Consider the following 14,779-nt stretch of genomic DNA (forward strand, 5'->3'; position numbering starts at 1 on the left):
TGGATAGCCCTTTTCCACGGTCGGTGTTTCTCTGAAGGAAACCTCTTAGGTGGGAGACGGCACCTGCGCGCCGCTTCGCCGCGGGGCCGATCGAGCGCTGCGAAGCCTTCCATTATAGGAAGTTTCCGCCTTCCTCCACAAGCCGCTTACCATCAGGGCCTATGTTCAGCTACCGCCACGCCTTCCACGCGGGAAACCACGCCGACGTGCTCAAGCACACGACGCTGGTCGCCATCCTCGACTACCTGCTGCAAAAAGAAGCGGCCCTGACCGTGCTCGACACCCACGCCGGCGCCGGCCTCTACCGGCTCGACGGCGACTACGCCGCCAAGAGCGGCGAGGCGGCCGAGGGCATCTTGCGGCTGCTGGGCAACCTGCCTGCGGAACCCGCCCCCGCCCTGCAGGCCTACCTGGACCTCGTCAAGAGCTTCAATTCCGGCAACACGACCAAGGTCTACCCCGGCTCGCCCTTCGTCGTGGAACACCTGCTGCGCCCGCACGACCGCCTGAAGCTGTTCGAGCTGCACCCGACCGACGCCAAGACGCTCGACGGCAACATCGCCCAGCTGGAAGCCGGCCGGCAGATCGCGGTGATGCGCGAGGACGGTTTCGAGGCGGTGCGCAAATTCCTGCCGCCGCCTTCGCGCCGCGCCCTGCTCTTCTGCGACCCCAGCTACGAGATCAAGCAGGACTACGCCCGGGTGCTGAACCTGGTGGCCGACGGGCTCAAGCGCTTCGCCACCGGCACCTACGCGGTCTGGTACCCGCTGATCGCGCGACCCGAGGCGCACGACCTGCCGCGCCGTCTGCGCACCATGGCGACGCAGGCCGGCAAGCCCTGGCTGCACGCCACCCTGACGGTGAAGTCGGCCAAGATCGTCGGCGCGGGCGTGGCGGCGGCCACCGGCACCTCGGTCGAGCGCCCGGGCCTGCCGGCCAGCGGCATGTTCGTCATCAACCCGCCCTTCACCCTCAAGCCCGCGCTGGCGGCGGCCCTGCCGCAGATGGTGGCGGCCCTGGGGCAGGACCGGTTCGCGGCGTCGAGCCTGGAATCCGGCGGCAGCTGAGGCGGCACGGCGTTCGAAAGCAAAAAGGCTTCGCATCCGCGAAGCCTTTTTGCATGGCGCGTCACCGCGCTCAGAAGCGGTGGCGCATGCCGACGCCGAGCGAGGTGCCGTTCTTGTACGAGGTGAGGCGGTCGTTCATCAGGTTGGCGTAGAGATCGGTGCGCTTCGAGAGGAAGTAGTCGTAGCCGACCGTGGCCGTGGTGCGGGTCGGCTGGCCCACCGTGTTGTTGAGTTCGGTGCGGGCCACCGACGCCAGCAGCTGGCCGGCTCCGATCGGCGCGGAGGCGCCCACCTGCACCGTCTTCGATTCGAGGCTGGTGACGTCGGACTTGCCCTGGCCGTAGGTCAGGTAGCCCTTGACGAAGCCGGCGTCGTACGAGCCGCCCAGCATCCAGTCCTTGCGGGTGTCGGGCCGGGCCGGGGTGCCGGCGGTCAGCAGCGCGCTGATCGGGTTGGAGATCTGGTCGCGCTCGTAGTAGGCGGTCAGGCCGATCGGGCCCTGCTGGAAGATCGCGTTGAGGCCGACGTTCTTGCGGTTGTCGTTGGAGCCGGTCTGCTCGCCGAACTGGTAGTGCAGATTGCCGATCAGGCCACCGAACTTGGGCGTGGTGTAGGTGATCTGGTTGTTCCAGCCGGTGTCCGACGGGGTGGTCGCGGCCCAGCCGGTGCCGTTGAACAGGCCCACGTTCTTGTGCAGGATCAGCGGCGAGAAGGTGAACGAATCGCCGAACGGGTTGAACAGGATCGAGGGCAGGAAGTTGGGGGCGATGCCCCGGCCGAGTTGCGCCGCGCCGAAGGCGCCCGACAGGCCGACGCTCGCGTCGCGCGAGAAGAACGGATCGTTGGTGAACCGGCCCGGCGTTCCGGTGTCGGTCTGCAGGAAAGAAGTGATCTTGAAGCTGGCCTTCAGGCCGCCGCCCAGGTCCTCGGTGCCGCTGAAGCCGATCCACGAGGTGGTCATGCCGCCGCTGCCCACCACCGCCCGGCGACCGGCGTCGCCCGCCATCCGCATCGACCCGGCGTAGGCGTCCATCAGACCGGCCAGCGTCACCGTACTCTGGGCCTGCGCCGCACCGACACAGGCCAGGCATGCACCAATTGCAATCAGGGTCTTGTTCATGGAAGGGTTTCCTCGTAGTCAGGGGGGTGTAAACCGCCTGTAACGCAAAACCCATGCCCGCGGCAGTGGTATATGCCGGCTAGCGGACGCAGCGCCCGGTGACCGAGGACGGCTTCGACAGCGCCACCTGCTTGATCCCGGTGCCGAGCATGTCGAGCGCCTCGGCCGCGGCCCGGCTCAGGTCGATGATGCGCTGCGGCGATCCTGGGCCCCGGTCGGTCACCCGGACCACCACCTGCTTGCCGTTGACCAGGCTACGCACGCAGACCATGGCGCCGAAGGGCAAGGTGCGGTGCGCCGCGGTCAGCGCGCCCATGTCGAAGCGCTCGCCGCTGGCGGTGCGGCGGTTGTGGAAGCGGATGCCGTACCAGGAGGCGCCGCCGCGGCCCAGTTCCTCGCCGGCCTCGGGATCGTCGTCGGGATCGGGCTCGTCGTCGGTCCGCTCCACCGTGACCAGCGCCACGCCCGAGGCCGGCGCCTCGACCGGCACGCTGCGCAGGCGCACCAGCGGACGCAGCATGAACTCGGTCTCGCCGTCGGGCGCCAGCGCCACCTCGTCGGCGCCGCGGTTCGCCGGCAGCGGCGCGCAGCCGCTCGCCAGCAGCGCCGCCAGCAGCCCCGCCGCCCAGCCGATGCCCCGGGCGCCCCGCCCTGCCGCACCGCCGCCGGTCATGCGGCCGGCAGCAGTCGGTCGAGCAGCGCCAGGGTCGCGGCCGACTGGTTCATCGTGTAGAAATGCAGCGCCGGTGCGCCACCGGCCCGCAGCCGTTCGCACAGGCCGGTCACCACGTCGAGCCCGAAGGCGCGGATGCTGGCGGTGTCGTCGCCGAAGGCCTGCAGCCGCAGCCGGATCCAGCGCGGGATCTCGGCGCCGCAGGCGTCCGAGAAGCGCAGCAGCTGCGACGAGCTGGTGATGGGCATGATGCCCGGCACCACCGGCACGTCGACGCCCAGCGCCCGGGTGTCGTCCAGGAAACGGAAGTACGCGTCGGCGCTGTAGAAGTACTGGGTGATCGCCGCGTCGGCACCGGCCCGCACCTTGGCGGCGTAGGCCTGCAGGTCGGCCTGGGGCGAACGGGCCTGCGGATGCACCTCGGGGTAGGCGGCCACTTCAATGTGGAAGGCACTGCCCGTCTCGGCCCGGATGAAGGCGACCAGGTCGCTCGCGTACGAGAACTCGCCGCCGGCGCCGTAGCCGCTCGGCAGGTCGCCGCGCAGCGCGACGATGCGCTTGACGCCCATCGCGGCCAGTTCGGCCAGCTCGGCCCGCACCGAGGCGCGGGTGGCGCCGACGCAGGAGAAGTGCGATGCGGCATCCACCCCTTCGGCCAGGATCTCGCGTACGGTGGTGAAAGTGCCCTCCTGCGTCGAGCCGCCGGCGCCGTAGGTGACCGAGCAGAACTCCGGCCCGCGGGCGTAGAGCGCCTGGCGCACCGCGCGCAGCTTGACGGCGCCCTCGGGCGTCTTGGTGGGAAAGAATTCGAAGCTCACCGGCAGCGCGGCGGGGCCGGCGTCCACGGACGAGGTCGACTCGGGGGATGCGGTCATGCCGCCCTCCTTGCATGGATGAAGAATTCCCGGTTGCCGTCGCCGCCGGCAATCGGGCTGTCGTGCCAGCCGATCACCTGCAGGCCGCGGTCGGCGCATGCCGCGCGCAGCCGCGCCTCGACCACGCCGAACAGCGCGGCGTCGCGCACGATGCCGCCCTTGCCGACCTGGCCCGGCTGCAGCTCGAACTGCGGCTTGACCAGCATCAGCAAGTCGCCGCCGGCAGACAGCAGCGGCACCAGGGCCGGCAAGACCAGCGTGAGCGAGATGAACGACAGGTCGCCCACCACCAACGAGAATTCCGTGGAAAAAAGGGCTGTAGCCGGCGCGCGATGCCGGCCATCAGCTATCGATTTAATAGCATCGGCCTGCAAATCCGCCAGCCGCTCGGCATCGAGTTCCCGCGCATTGCAGCCCTCGACGCACAGCACCCGCGGGTCGTCGCGCAGCCGCGGATGCAGCTGGCCGTGCCCCACGTCCAAGCCCAATACGCACGCCGCGCCGTGCTGGAGCAGGCAGTCGGTGAAGCCGCCGGTGGACTGGCCCACGTCCAGGCAGGCCCGACCGGCAGGATCGACGCCGGCAGCGCGCAGGGCGCCCTCCAGCTTCAAGCCGCCGCGGGAGACATAGCGCGCCTCGGCCGCGTCGGCCAGTTCGACCTCCGCCGCCTCCGGCACCTCGTCGCCGTTCTTGCCCACCGTGCGCCAGGCGCTCCCCGGCCCCAGCCGCCAGCGCAGACCGCCCGCGATCAGCCGCTGCGCCTGCGACCGCGACGCCGCCAGCCCGCGGCCGACCAGCAACTGGTCAGCGCGCACAGCCGTCCCCGCGCCGAAACCGGCGCCCGTCAAACCGAGGGGTACCGTGGGTCCGGCTCCGCCGGCCCACCGGTACCGCCCCCTGCAAGGGGGTTGGCGAAGACACGAAGTGCGCAGCCTGGGGTTTGCTTAGTACCTGTAGGTGTCGGGCTTGTACGGACCGTTCTTGTCGACGCCGATATAGGCCGCCTGGGTGTCGGTCAGTTCGGTCAGCACCGCGCCGACCTTCTTCAGGTGCAGGCGGGCGACCTTCTCGTCCAGGTGCTTCGGCAGCACGTAGACCTTGCCGGCCTGGTATGCGTCGGGCTTGGTGAACAGCTCGATCTGGGCGATCGTCTGGTTGGCGAACGAGGACGACATCACGAAGCTCGGGTGGCCGGTGCCGCAGCCCAGGTTCACCAGGCGGCCCTTGGCCAGCAGGATGATCTTCTTGCCGTCGGGGAAGGTGATGTGGTCGACCTGCGGCTTGATCTCTTCCCACTCGTACTTCTCGATCGACGCGACGTCGATCTCGTTGTCGAAGTGGCCGATGTTGCAGACGATGGCCTGGTCCTTCATCGCGGCCATGTGCTCGTGGCGGATCACGTCCTTGTTGCCGGTGGTGGTCACGAAGATGTCGGCCTTGTCGGCGGCGTACTCCATCGTCACGACCTTGTAGCCTTCCATCGCGGCCTGCAGGGCGTTGATCGGGTCGATCTCGGTGACCCAGACCTGGGCCGACAGCGCGCGCAGCGCCTGGGCCGAGCCCTTGCCCACGTCGCCATAACCAGCCACGACCGCGACCTTGCCGGCGATCATCACGTCGGTGGCGCGCTTGATGCCGTCGACCAGCGATTCGCGGCAGCCGTACAGGTTGTCGAACTTGCTCTTGGTGACCGAGTCGTTGACGTTGATCGCGCGGAACTGCAGCGTGCCCTTGGCGGACATCTCGTTGAGGCGGTGCACGCCGGTGGTGGTTTCCTCGGTCACGCCGATGATCTCGGCGGCCTTGCGGGTGTACCAGGTGCCGTCCTCGGCGATCTTGGCCTTGATCGCGGCGTACAGGATGCGTTCTTCTTCGCTGGTCGGGTTGGCCAGGACCGACAGGTCCTTCTCGGCGCGCTGGCCCAGGTGCATCAGCAGCGTCGCGTCGCCGCCGTCGTCCAGGATCATGTTGGGGCCTTCGCCCGCGCTGCCCTTGGGGCCGAACTCGAAGATGCGGTGGGTGTAGTCCCAGTAGTCGGCCAGCGTCTCGCCCTTGACGGCGAACACCGGCGTGCCGGCGGCGGCGATGGCGGCGGCGGCGTGGTCCTGGGTGGAGAAGATATTGCACGAGGCCCAGCGCACCTGGGCGCCGAGCGCCTGCAGCGTCTCGATCAGCACCGCGGTCTGGATCGTCATGTGGATCGAGCCGGTGATACGGGCGCCCTTGAGCGGCTGCGCCTTCGAGAATTCCTCGCGGATGGCCATCAGGCCGGGCATCTCGGTCTCGGCGATGCGGGTTTCCTTGCGGCCCCAGGCCGCCAGGGTGATGTCGGCGATGGCCTGGTCGGCAGAGGCCAGCGTTGCGGGGTTGAGGGGTGCATTCATGGTCGGCTCCAGAAGAGAAGTTCTGATGACCACGCCGGCTGCGCGTAACGGAAACGCTCAGGCACACGGGCGTGGGCGAGCGTCGTTGCGGATGGATGATTCCGAGCCTCACGCCTGGGCGGCGCTGCAACGCTCCTCGGAAAGGGCGGATTTTAGCGCAGCCGCGCGCGGCCCGGCCAGTCTGGCTAGACTGTCGCCGCGGCCCTCCCGGCATCTCCGCCCGCGGCGGGCTCCACCCGAAAGACTCCCATGCACGCCCCACTCTCCCGTCTCCTGTCGGCCAGCGCCCTCGCGGTACTGGCACTCGTCGGCGCCGCCGCACAGGCCCAGGCCCCCGCGATGCCCACGCCCTCCATCGCCGAGAAGCCGGTGCGCCTGCGCGGCACGCTGGTCCGGGTCGATGCCGGCACCCTGACGCTGAAGGAGCGCGGCGGCGAGGTCGTCACGCTGGCGCGCGCGCCCGCCATGCCGATCTCGGAGGTGTATCCGATCAAGCTGTCGGCGATCCAGCCGGGCAGCTATATCGGCACCGCCGCGGTGCCGCAGCCCGACGGCAGCCAGCGCGCACTGGAAGTGGTGGTGTTCCCCGAAGCCGCGCGCGGCACCGCCGAAGGCCATTTTCCCTGGGACCTGATGCCCGAGAGCACGATGACCAACGCCACCGTGTCGGGCAAGGCGGCCGCCCCCAAGACGGTGCCGGGCGGCCAGCAGCTGGTGCTGCAGTACAAGGGCGGCGAGAAGACGGTGATCGTGCCGGCCGACGTGCCGGTCGTCACCTTCAAGCCCGGCAACGCCGACGAGAAGGCGTTGCTGGTGCCGGGCGCCAAGGTGCTGGTCAACGCGCAGCTGAAGGACGGTCAGCCGGTCGCGCTCCGGGTGAACGTCGGCCGCAACGGGTTCGCGCCGCCGATGTAGGAAGACACGGCACCCGACCCGGCGCCTCTGTCTTTTCTCCGCTGGCGACGGTCATGCGGCGCGGCCTCTCAGGGCCCGCACGGCATCACCTCGACCAGCAGGGCGCCTACCCAATGCACGTCCGCGGGACGGCATCCCACGGTCTTCAGCTCTTCGACGGCCGTCTTGAACTTGCTCATGAAGACGAAGTGGCTGAACACGATCACGCGCCCGGGCGTGGGGCCGAGCGCTGCGACGCGGGACGCAATGTCCTCGGGCTTGACGATGGTGAGCAGGCGCTCGTCCAGTTGGTCCTGCGGAATGTGGTTGCGCAGGTAGTGCTGGAAGTGCGAGCGCATCGTCGGGTCGTACAGCGGCACGACGATGATGTCGCCGGGTCGGAAGTTGCTGGCAACGAGCTCGGCCGCGCCGCGCCAGTTGCCGCCGTTCTGCGGGCGGGGCGAGTTCTGCCACACCTGGATGCCCAGGGGAATCATCACCAGGGCCACCAGCAGGCTGACCACCCGGGGCCAGCCTTTGACCGTCGTGAACATCGCTACCAGCAGCAGGCAGCCCGGCACCATGAAGATCACGTAGCGCGGCGAGAAGAACTCCGCACGGCGCGTCGCCAGCACCAGCACCAGGTAGAAAAGCACCAGCACCGCCCCCAGCGCCCCCGCCGCCGGCGCCAGCCGGTGCTGCCGGCGCCGCATGCGCAGGAAGATCACCACTCCCACCACCGCCAGCAGCATGAAGATCCAGAACCCGGCGTTGCTCACCACCTTGCTGGGATCAACGTTGCGCAGCGATTCGAGGGTATTGCGCTTGAACGTCATCGCCCACGACAGGGACTTGGGCGGTGCCGCACGGAGCTTCATCATGATGCCCATCCAGCCCAGGCCCATGTAGACCAACACCGGCACCACGGCCAGAAACCACCGTACCGAGGCCCCCAGGAACGCGCGCTTGCTGCGCACCTGCAGCGTCATGATGGCGGCGATGCTGGCCACCATCACCAGTCCGTAGTAGTGCGTCAGCCCGAGCAATCCGCCCAGCACCAGCAGCACCGCCCACGGACGGCCCGCTCGGATGCTTGCAGCATCGTCCTCCATCTGGCGCAGCATGCAGGCGAACATCCAGGCCGCCAGACAGGCGCCCAGCGAATAGCCCCGCGCGTCCTGGCTGTAGATCAACAAGCCGCCCGACGCTGCCAGCAGCGCGACGTAGACGGCGCGTGGCTGCCAGGCGATGCTGCGCGGCAGCGCGAACACCGACAGCATCGTCACCACGCCGAACACCGCGCTGATGCTGCGAATGGCGAAGTCCGAGGTGCCGAACAGCGAGATCCACGGCACCAGCAGCATGTCGAACAGCGGCGGATGCGGATCGGCCAGCCTCCAGGTCCAGAAGCTGTCGGCCAGCTGGAGTTGTTCCATGGTCTTGCCCGGCACCAGCGGGCCGTACCACGGGCCCGACTGCGTGGCGGTGGCCACGGAGAACAACTCGTCTTCCCACAGGCTGAAGGAACCGATGCCGTGGAAGCGCAATAGCGCGCCCGCCAGGATCAACAGGAGGATGATTCCGAGGCCGATGGCCGGCGTGGGGCGCGCGGCCTCTCCCTGGATGCTGTGACTCGGCATGCTTTTCTGAACGTTGCGATGGATGGGTCGGGTGGCTGAACCGCCTCGTCGCCGATGCGATGCCTCTGGTCGTTTGCTGCGGTGCCGACCGGTTCGGCAGGCGGAACGGGGCATCGCACCGAGCGGTTACACCCGAATACAGACGCCGTATTCTGCCTGTAGCGTTCGCGTGCCTGCAGTCGATGTCCGATTTCGGCCACCGCCTGCGGCATGCAGGCGACAATCTCGGGTTTGCACACCGTCCGCATCCTGCGGGCCGCATGTTTTCTGAGTGGATTCTCCGTGGCTACCTCCCCCGACTTCATCGCCGAAACCCGCCGCCGCCGCACCTTCGCCATCATTTCCCACCCGGACGCCGGCAAGACCACGCTGACCGAGAAGCTGCTGCTGTTCTCGGGCGCGATCCAGATCGCCGGCTCGGTCAAGGCGCGCAAGGCCAGCCGGCACGCCACCTCGGACTGGATGGAGATCGAGAAGCAGCGCGGCATCTCGGTGGCCTCGTCGGTGATGCAGATGCTCTACCGCGACCACGTGATCAACCTGCTCGACACGCCGGGCCACAAGGATTTCTCGGAAGACACCTACCGGGTGCTGACCGCGGTCGACTCGGCGCTGATGGTGATCGATGCGGCCAACGGCGTGGAGGCGCAGACACGCCGGCTGATCGAGGTCTGCCGCCAGCGCGACACGCCGATCATCACCTTCGTCAACAAGATGGACCGCGAGGTGCGCGAGCCGCTCGACATCCTCGACGAGATCGAGCGCGAGCTGGGCATGCCCTGCGTGCCGATGACCTGGCCGGTGGGCCAGGGCCGCGGCTTCGGCGGCATCGTCAACCTGCGCACCCAGGCGATGACGGTGTTCGAATCGGGCAGCGAGCGGTTGCCGCAGGATTTCGAGACGGTGCCGCTGACCGAGCAGGCAGCGCTGCGCGAGCGCTTCGGCAGCGAGTGGGACGCTTCCATGGAAAGCATGGAGCTGGCCACCGGCGCCTCGCCCACCTGGGACCGCGAGGCCTTCCTGGCGGGCAAGCAGACGCCGGTGTTCTTCGGCTCGGGCGTCAACAACTTCGGGGTGATGGAAGTGCTGGACGCCTTGGTCGACCTGGCGCCGCAGCCCCAGTCGCGCACCAGCACCGTCGTCGTCAACCGCCAGCCGGTGACGCAGGAGATCCAGCCCGCCGACAAGGATTTCGCGGGCGTCGTGTTCAAGGTGCAGGCCAACATGGACGCGAACCACCGCGACCGCATCGCCTTCGTGCGCATGGCCTCGGGCAAGTACACGCCGGGCATGAAGCTCAAGGTGCAGCGCACCGCCAAGGAACTGCGGCCCACCTCCGTCGTGACCTTCATGAGCCAGCGCCGCGAGGCGGTGGACGAGGCCTACGCCGGCGACATCATCGGCTTCACCACCCACGGCGGCGTGCAGCTGGGCGACACCATCACCGACGGTGCCAACCTGATGTTCACCGGCCTGCCCTTCTTCGCGCCCGAGCTGTTCATGACGGTCATCCTGAAGAACCCGCTGCGCACCAAGCAACTGCAGCAGGGCCTGGCCCAGCTGGGCGAGGAAGGCGCGATCCAGGTGTTCAAGCCCGATTCCGGCGGCGCGATGCTCCTGGGCGCCGTGGGGCAGCTGCAGTTCGAGGTGGTGCAGCACCGACTCAAGGCCGAGTACGACGCCGACATCCGGCTGGAAGGCTGCCAGTACACCGGCGCCCGCTGGATCACCGCCGACACGCCGCAGGAACTGCGCGCCTTCACCGACGCCTACCCGCTGCGCATGGCGCACGACGCGGCCGACACCCTCGCCTACCTCTGCACCTCGCCCTACGACGTACGGCTGGCGCAGGAGCGGTTTCCGAAGATCCATTTCCATCCGCTGCGCGAGCATGCGGGCCTGGCATTGCAAGCAGCAGGATAAGCATGGCCGAACTCGTCTCCATCATCGTTCCCGCCTACAACGAGGAGCTGGTGCTGCGGCCCTTCCTGCAGCGGCTAAGCGCCACGCTGGCGACGCTGCCCGGCTACGAATGGGAGATCCTGTTCGTCAACGACGGCAGCACCGACACCACGCAGCGGATCATCGAAGAACTGTGCGCGGCCGATCCGCGGGTGGCCGGCATCGAGCTGTCGCGCAACTTCGGCAAGGAACCCGCGATGACCGCCGGCCTCGACCATGCGCGCGGCGACGCGATCGTGATCCTCGACGCCGACCTGCAGGACCCGCCCGAACTGATCGCGGACTTCGTGCGCGAATGGAAGAACGGCCACGACGTGGTGGTGGCGCGGCGCACCCACCGCGACGGCGAGACCTGGATCAAGAAGCTGACCGCCCACGGGTTCTACCGGGTGATCGGCGCGATGTCGAAGGTGGACATTCCCGCCAACACCGGCGACTGCCGGCTGATGAGCCGCCGCGCGGTCGACAGCCTGCTGCGAATGCGCGAGCACCACCGCTTCATGAAGGGCCTGTTCGCCTGGGTGGGCTATCCGACCAAGGTGGTGGACTACCGGCGCGAGCCACGGGCGGCCGGCACCACCAAGTTCAACTACTGGAAGCTCTGGAACTTCGCGATCGAGGGCATCACCTCGTTCTCGATCTTCCCGCTGAAGCTGGCCACCTACTTCGGCGTGCTGATCGCGCTCGCGGCCTTCGTGGCGGGTGCGTGGATCGTGCTGAAGACGATGATCTGGGGCGAGGACGTGCCGGGCTATCCGTCGCTCATGGTGACGATGCTGTTCCTGGGCGGCGTGCAGCTGTTCTTCATCGGCATCCTGGGCGAGTACCTGGGCCGCATCTACAACGAAACCAAGGCGCGGCCGCTGTACCTGGTGCAGTCCTACTCCGCGGCACGCACCGGCGCGGCGGCGCCGACGGCCGCGTCCCTGGCGAGCCCGGTGGCGCAGGACGCGGGCCATCCCCCCATGGCTCCGGCCTCCACCGTGCGCACGCCGTGACGCGGCGGTTCCCCACACGCGCGGCCTGGGCCGGCCTGCTGCTGGCGACGGCGGCAGGCCTGTCGCAGGCGCAGGCCGGCGCACAGCCGCCGGGCGCCGAACCGTTCTACCTCGTCCCCACGGTCGAGGGCCTGCTGCTCTGCGACGAGGCGGCCAAGAACCTGAAGATCTTCCCGATCGAGGCCGCGTATGCCTACTGCGGCAAGCGCAAGCTCGACGGATCGGCGGCCCTGGCCCGTCTGCTGGACACGCTGGAGCCTGGCGGGCCCAAGGGCACGGTGCAGGTGGGCTATACCCAGACCCTGAAGCTGCTGAGCCTCTACAAGCGCGGACCGAAGGGCTGGGAGCTGGACATGGCCCAGGTCGACACGCTGCTGCGGCCGGTGACCAAGGTGGCGCGGCCGGTGGTGCTGTACCTGGCGGCCGACCATTTCGACACGATCGGCCCGCTGGCCAAGGAACTGCGCAAGGACAGGCGCAACCTGATGCTGCTGGCCGACGGTACGCCGGCCGAGTCCAACTACTTCGGCTACCCGATCCTGCCCTACACCCTGCAGACCGGTGCCGACATCCCGGTCAACCGCTACCGGTTCGCCGCGCTGCAGGCGATCGCCCGCCGCATCGCCGAGCTGCCGCCAGAGGCGCGCAAGCGCATCGTCGCGATCACGCTCCTGGGCGAACTGCACCACATGTTCCCGAACTTCGAGAGCGGCATGGGGGCCTACGAGGACATCCGCGTCACCGACTACAGCGCCGCCTCGGTCGCGGGTTTCCGGCAGTGGCTGCGGCAACGCTACGGCAGCATCGAGACCTTCCGGGCGCGCACCGGGCTGGCCTATGCCGGTTTCGACGCCGTTCCCGCGCCCTCGAAGAACATCCGAAAGGAGGCGCTCGCCTCCTTCGGCGAGCACTACGACGCGTTCGCCGACGGCACGCTGCCGTTCTCGGGCTGGCTCTGGGACCCGCAGCAGCGCATCGCCGCGCTCGACCTCTACATCGACGGCAAGCGGCACGGCCCGGTGCCGCGCGGGTTCAACCGGCTGGACGTGTACCGTGCCGACGAATCGGTGCTCGACCCCAACGTCGGCTACCGGATCGACTTCGATTTCAGCGGGCTGGCGCCGGGCCGCCACCGGGCGCAGATCGTGGCCGAATCGGCCGGCGCACGCTACGAGCTGGCGCAGGCCGAGTTCGTGGTGGTGCCGCGCGACCAGGCGGCAGCATCCGACAAGGCGGCCCCGGCCGTCACCGGACTCCAGAACGCCCAGGTGCTGCCGGGCGTGAAATCGTGGCTGGACCTGCCGCGGTCGCTGCAGGACGTTTACTTCAATCCCCTGGCGCGCGACTGGAACCAGTACCGCGCAGTGCAGGTCCGCGCCTTCATGCAGGCCTTCTACGACGTGGCGGTGCAGGCCGGCCTGCCGGCCGACAAGCTCTATTCGCACCAGATCGTGCCCCAGGTCAATTCGTCCTGGAACCCGCAGCTGCTGGCGGTGGGCGACACGCTCGCGGCCGACACGCCGTGGAAGCCGGGCTTCAACCTCTACGGCGGCGCGACCGACAGCGCCTGGGTGCGCGGCTTCGTCGCCGAGCGGCACTGGCGCGGCTACGGGGTGCCCGAATTCCATCCGCAGCAGTGGAAGCGCCCCGGCACCGCACTGAAGGCCCTGCGCTCCCACCAGCAGGCCGGCGCCCGCTTCGTCAGCCCCTACTACTTCTCGCCCGTCCCGCAGCGGTTCCGGCCACCGGGCATCCACGGCGTGAGCCGCATGGAAGTCCGGCCCGACAACCCGCTGGACGGCTCCGCCCAGTTCTACGACGCGATCCGCGCACTGGCCCAAGAATGATGTCCTCCCGTCCCGCCCTGCGGCAATTCCTGGTCTTCTGCGTGGTCGGCACGCTCGGCTTCGTGGTCGACGTGGCGGTGCTCTACGCGCTGGCGCCGTGGCTCGGCTGGTACGGCGGCCGGGTGCTGTCGTTCTGGGCGGCAGCCACCACCACCTGGCTGTTCAACCGCCACTTCACCTTCAGCGGCACCCGCGCCACCGGCAGCGGCATCTGGCGCGAGTACGGCAAGTACCTGGTCACGATGCTGGGCGGTGCGGCGCTCAACTACGGCGCCTACGTCGCCGTGCTGCACTGGTACCACGGGCCGTATGCCGCGCTGCTCGGCGTGGCGGCGGGCAGCATCGCGGGCCTGGTGGCCAACTTCGCCAGCGCGCGGTACTTCGTGTTCCGCGCCCGTCCGGCCGCCACCGGGCCGCGCTGATGCAGCCGCTCGACACCTGGCCGCTCGCAGCGCGCCGCGGCATCGTCGGCGTGCTGACCGACATCGACGACACCCTGACCACCGACGGCGCGATCACCGCCGACGCGCTGGCGGCCCTGCACGCGCTGCGCAGCGCCGGGCTTCCGGTGGTGCCGATCACCGGGCGGCCGGTGGGCTGGAGCGCCGAGTTCGCCGCGACCTGGCCAGTGGACGCGGTTGTGGCCGAGAACGGCGCCGTCGCGCTGCTGAATTCGAGCTCAATCGGCCTGCAGCCGGCGTCTGGCGCCGACCACGCGCTATCGAAACTATATCAACAGGACGCCGAGACCCGCGCCGCCAACTTTGGGCGGATGCGGCAGGTGGCACAGCGCATCCTGCGCGAGATCCCCGGCACCGCGCTGGCGCAGGACTCGCCCGGCCGGGAGACCGACATCGCGATCGACCACAGCGAGTTCGTGCACCTGGACGCCGCCACCGTGGCGCGCGTCGTGGCCCTGATGCGGTCCGAGGGCATGCACGCGACCGTCAGCAGCATCCACATCAACGGCTGGTTCGGCGACCACGACAAGCTCTCGGGCGCCCGCTGGATCCTGCGTACGCTGTGGCAGCGGGACCTGGATGCCGAGATCGACCGCTGGGTGTACGTGGGCGATTCCACCAACGACCAGACCATGTTCGGCCACTTTCCGCACAGCTTCGGCGTCGCCAACGTCGCGCGCTTCGTACCGCAGTTGCGCCACCTGCCGCACTACCTGACGCCCGCGGAACGGGGTGCGGGCTTCGCGCAGGTGGCGGATGCGATCCTGCAGGCACGTCGCCCGGGCTGATCGGACCGTCGGGCGGGCGCCCCGCCGCCGCCCGGCGGTGACACCCTGTTGCGCGGCGCCGGGGGCCACC

13 protein-coding genes and 1 riboswitch are annotated in these 14,779 nt (G+C 69.1%); of the genes, 7 read left to right on the forward strand and 6 right to left on the reverse strand.

Features of this window, described 5'->3' with window-relative positions; translation table 11 throughout:
- Positions 1 to 161 precede the first annotated feature (161 nt).
- Positions 162 to 1,067 (forward strand): 23S rRNA (adenine(2030)-N(6))-methyltransferase RlmJ, encoded by a 906-nt coding sequence (locus tag ASE76_RS04485; protein WP_055835169.1) that lies wholly within the window; start codon positions 162 to 164, stop codon positions 1,065 to 1,067.
- Positions 1,068 to 1,137: 70 nt separating this feature from the next.
- Here ASE76_RS04485 and ASE76_RS04490 read toward each other — a convergent pair whose 3' ends face one another.
- The 5 genes from ASE76_RS04490 to ahcY all read right to left on the reverse strand — a co-directional run bounded on the left by ASE76_RS04490 (position 1,138) and on the right by ahcY (position 6,119).
- A complete protein-coding gene (locus tag ASE76_RS04490) occupies positions 1,138 to 2,187 on the reverse strand; it encodes a porin (protein ID WP_055835172.1) in 1,050 nt (349 codons plus the stop codon).
- A gap of 79 nt (positions 2,188 to 2,266) precedes the next feature.
- Positions 2,267 to 2,860, reverse strand: coding sequence for a septal ring lytic transglycosylase RlpA family protein (locus ASE76_RS04495; protein WP_168389211.1), 594 nt, complete (start codon positions 2,858 to 2,860; stop codon positions 2,267 to 2,269).
- Positions 2,857 to 3,735, reverse strand: coding sequence for a methylenetetrahydrofolate reductase [NAD(P)H] (metF, locus tag ASE76_RS04500; protein ID WP_055835175.1), 879 nt, complete (start codon positions 3,733 to 3,735; stop codon positions 2,857 to 2,859). Before metF ends, ASE76_RS04495 begins: the two co-directional genes overlap by 4 nt.
- Positions 3,732 to 4,550: a TlyA family RNA methyltransferase gene (locus tag ASE76_RS04505; protein ID WP_055835179.1), complete on the reverse strand. Its 819-nt coding sequence runs from the start codon at positions 4,548 to 4,550 to the stop codon at positions 3,732 to 3,734. The genes metF and ASE76_RS04505 overlap by 4 nt, the downstream gene beginning before the upstream one ends.
- A gap of 129 nt (positions 4,551 to 4,679) precedes the next feature.
- Positions 4,680 to 6,119: an adenosylhomocysteinase gene (gene ahcY / locus ASE76_RS04510; RefSeq protein ID WP_055835182.1), complete on the reverse strand. Its 1,440-nt coding sequence runs from the start codon at positions 6,117 to 6,119 to the stop codon at positions 4,680 to 4,682.
- Positions 6,120 to 6,189: 70 nt separating this feature from the next.
- A riboswitch (S-adenosyl-L-homocysteine riboswitch) is annotated at positions 6,190 to 6,263 on the reverse strand.
- 105 nt (positions 6,264 to 6,368) lie between these two features.
- Here ahcY and ASE76_RS04515 point away from each other — a divergent pair.
- Positions 6,369 to 7,034, forward strand: coding sequence for a hypothetical protein (locus tag ASE76_RS04515; RefSeq protein ID WP_055835185.1), 666 nt, complete (start codon positions 6,369 to 6,371; stop codon positions 7,032 to 7,034).
- 68 nt (positions 7,035 to 7,102) lie between these two features.
- On the opposite strand, the gene ASE76_RS04520 is transcribed toward ASE76_RS04515, so the two are convergent.
- The gene (locus ASE76_RS04520) at positions 7,103 to 8,653 is read right to left on the reverse strand and encodes a glycosyltransferase family 39 protein (protein WP_055835188.1); all 1,551 of its coding nucleotides are present in this window, start codon (positions 8,651 to 8,653) and stop codon (positions 7,103 to 7,105) included.
- A 282-nt stretch (positions 8,654 to 8,935) separates the two neighbouring features.
- On the opposite strand from ASE76_RS04520, the gene ASE76_RS04525 reads away from it, so the two are divergent.
- The 5 genes from ASE76_RS04525 to ASE76_RS04545 are packed head-to-tail and all read left to right on the forward strand — an operon-like array spanning position 8,936 to position 14,709.
- Positions 8,936 to 10,576, forward strand: coding sequence for a peptide chain release factor 3 (locus ASE76_RS04525; RefSeq protein ID WP_055835191.1), 1,641 nt, complete (start codon positions 8,936 to 8,938; stop codon positions 10,574 to 10,576).
- Between the two features lie 2 nt (positions 10,577 to 10,578).
- Positions 10,579 to 11,613: a glycosyltransferase family 2 protein gene (locus ASE76_RS04530; RefSeq protein ID WP_082447926.1), complete on the forward strand. Its 1,035-nt coding sequence runs from the start codon at positions 10,579 to 10,581 to the stop codon at positions 11,611 to 11,613.
- Positions 11,610 to 13,460, forward strand: coding sequence for a hypothetical protein (locus ASE76_RS04535; RefSeq protein WP_236698322.1), 1,851 nt, complete (start codon positions 11,610 to 11,612; stop codon positions 13,458 to 13,460). The genes ASE76_RS04530 and ASE76_RS04535 overlap by 4 nt, the downstream gene beginning before the upstream one ends.
- On the forward strand, positions 13,460 to 13,882 hold the full coding sequence (locus tag ASE76_RS04540) for a GtrA family protein (protein ID WP_055835194.1): 423 nt from the start codon (positions 13,460 to 13,462) through the stop codon (positions 13,880 to 13,882). Before ASE76_RS04535 ends, ASE76_RS04540 begins: the two co-directional genes overlap by 1 nt.
- Positions 13,882 to 14,709 carry an HAD-IIB family hydrolase gene (locus ASE76_RS04545; RefSeq protein ID WP_055835197.1) on the forward strand — a complete coding sequence of 276 codons (828 nt, stop codon included), beginning with the start codon at positions 13,882 to 13,884 and terminating at the stop codon, positions 14,707 to 14,709. The genes ASE76_RS04540 and ASE76_RS04545 overlap by 1 nt, the downstream gene beginning before the upstream one ends.
- The last annotated feature ends 70 nt before the right edge of the window (positions 14,710 to 14,779 follow it).

The sequence above is a fragment of the Xylophilus sp. Leaf220 genome (assembly GCF_001421705.1).
In the GTDB taxonomy this organism is placed as follows: Bacteria; Pseudomonadota; Gammaproteobacteria; order Burkholderiales; family Burkholderiaceae_C; genus Xylophilus.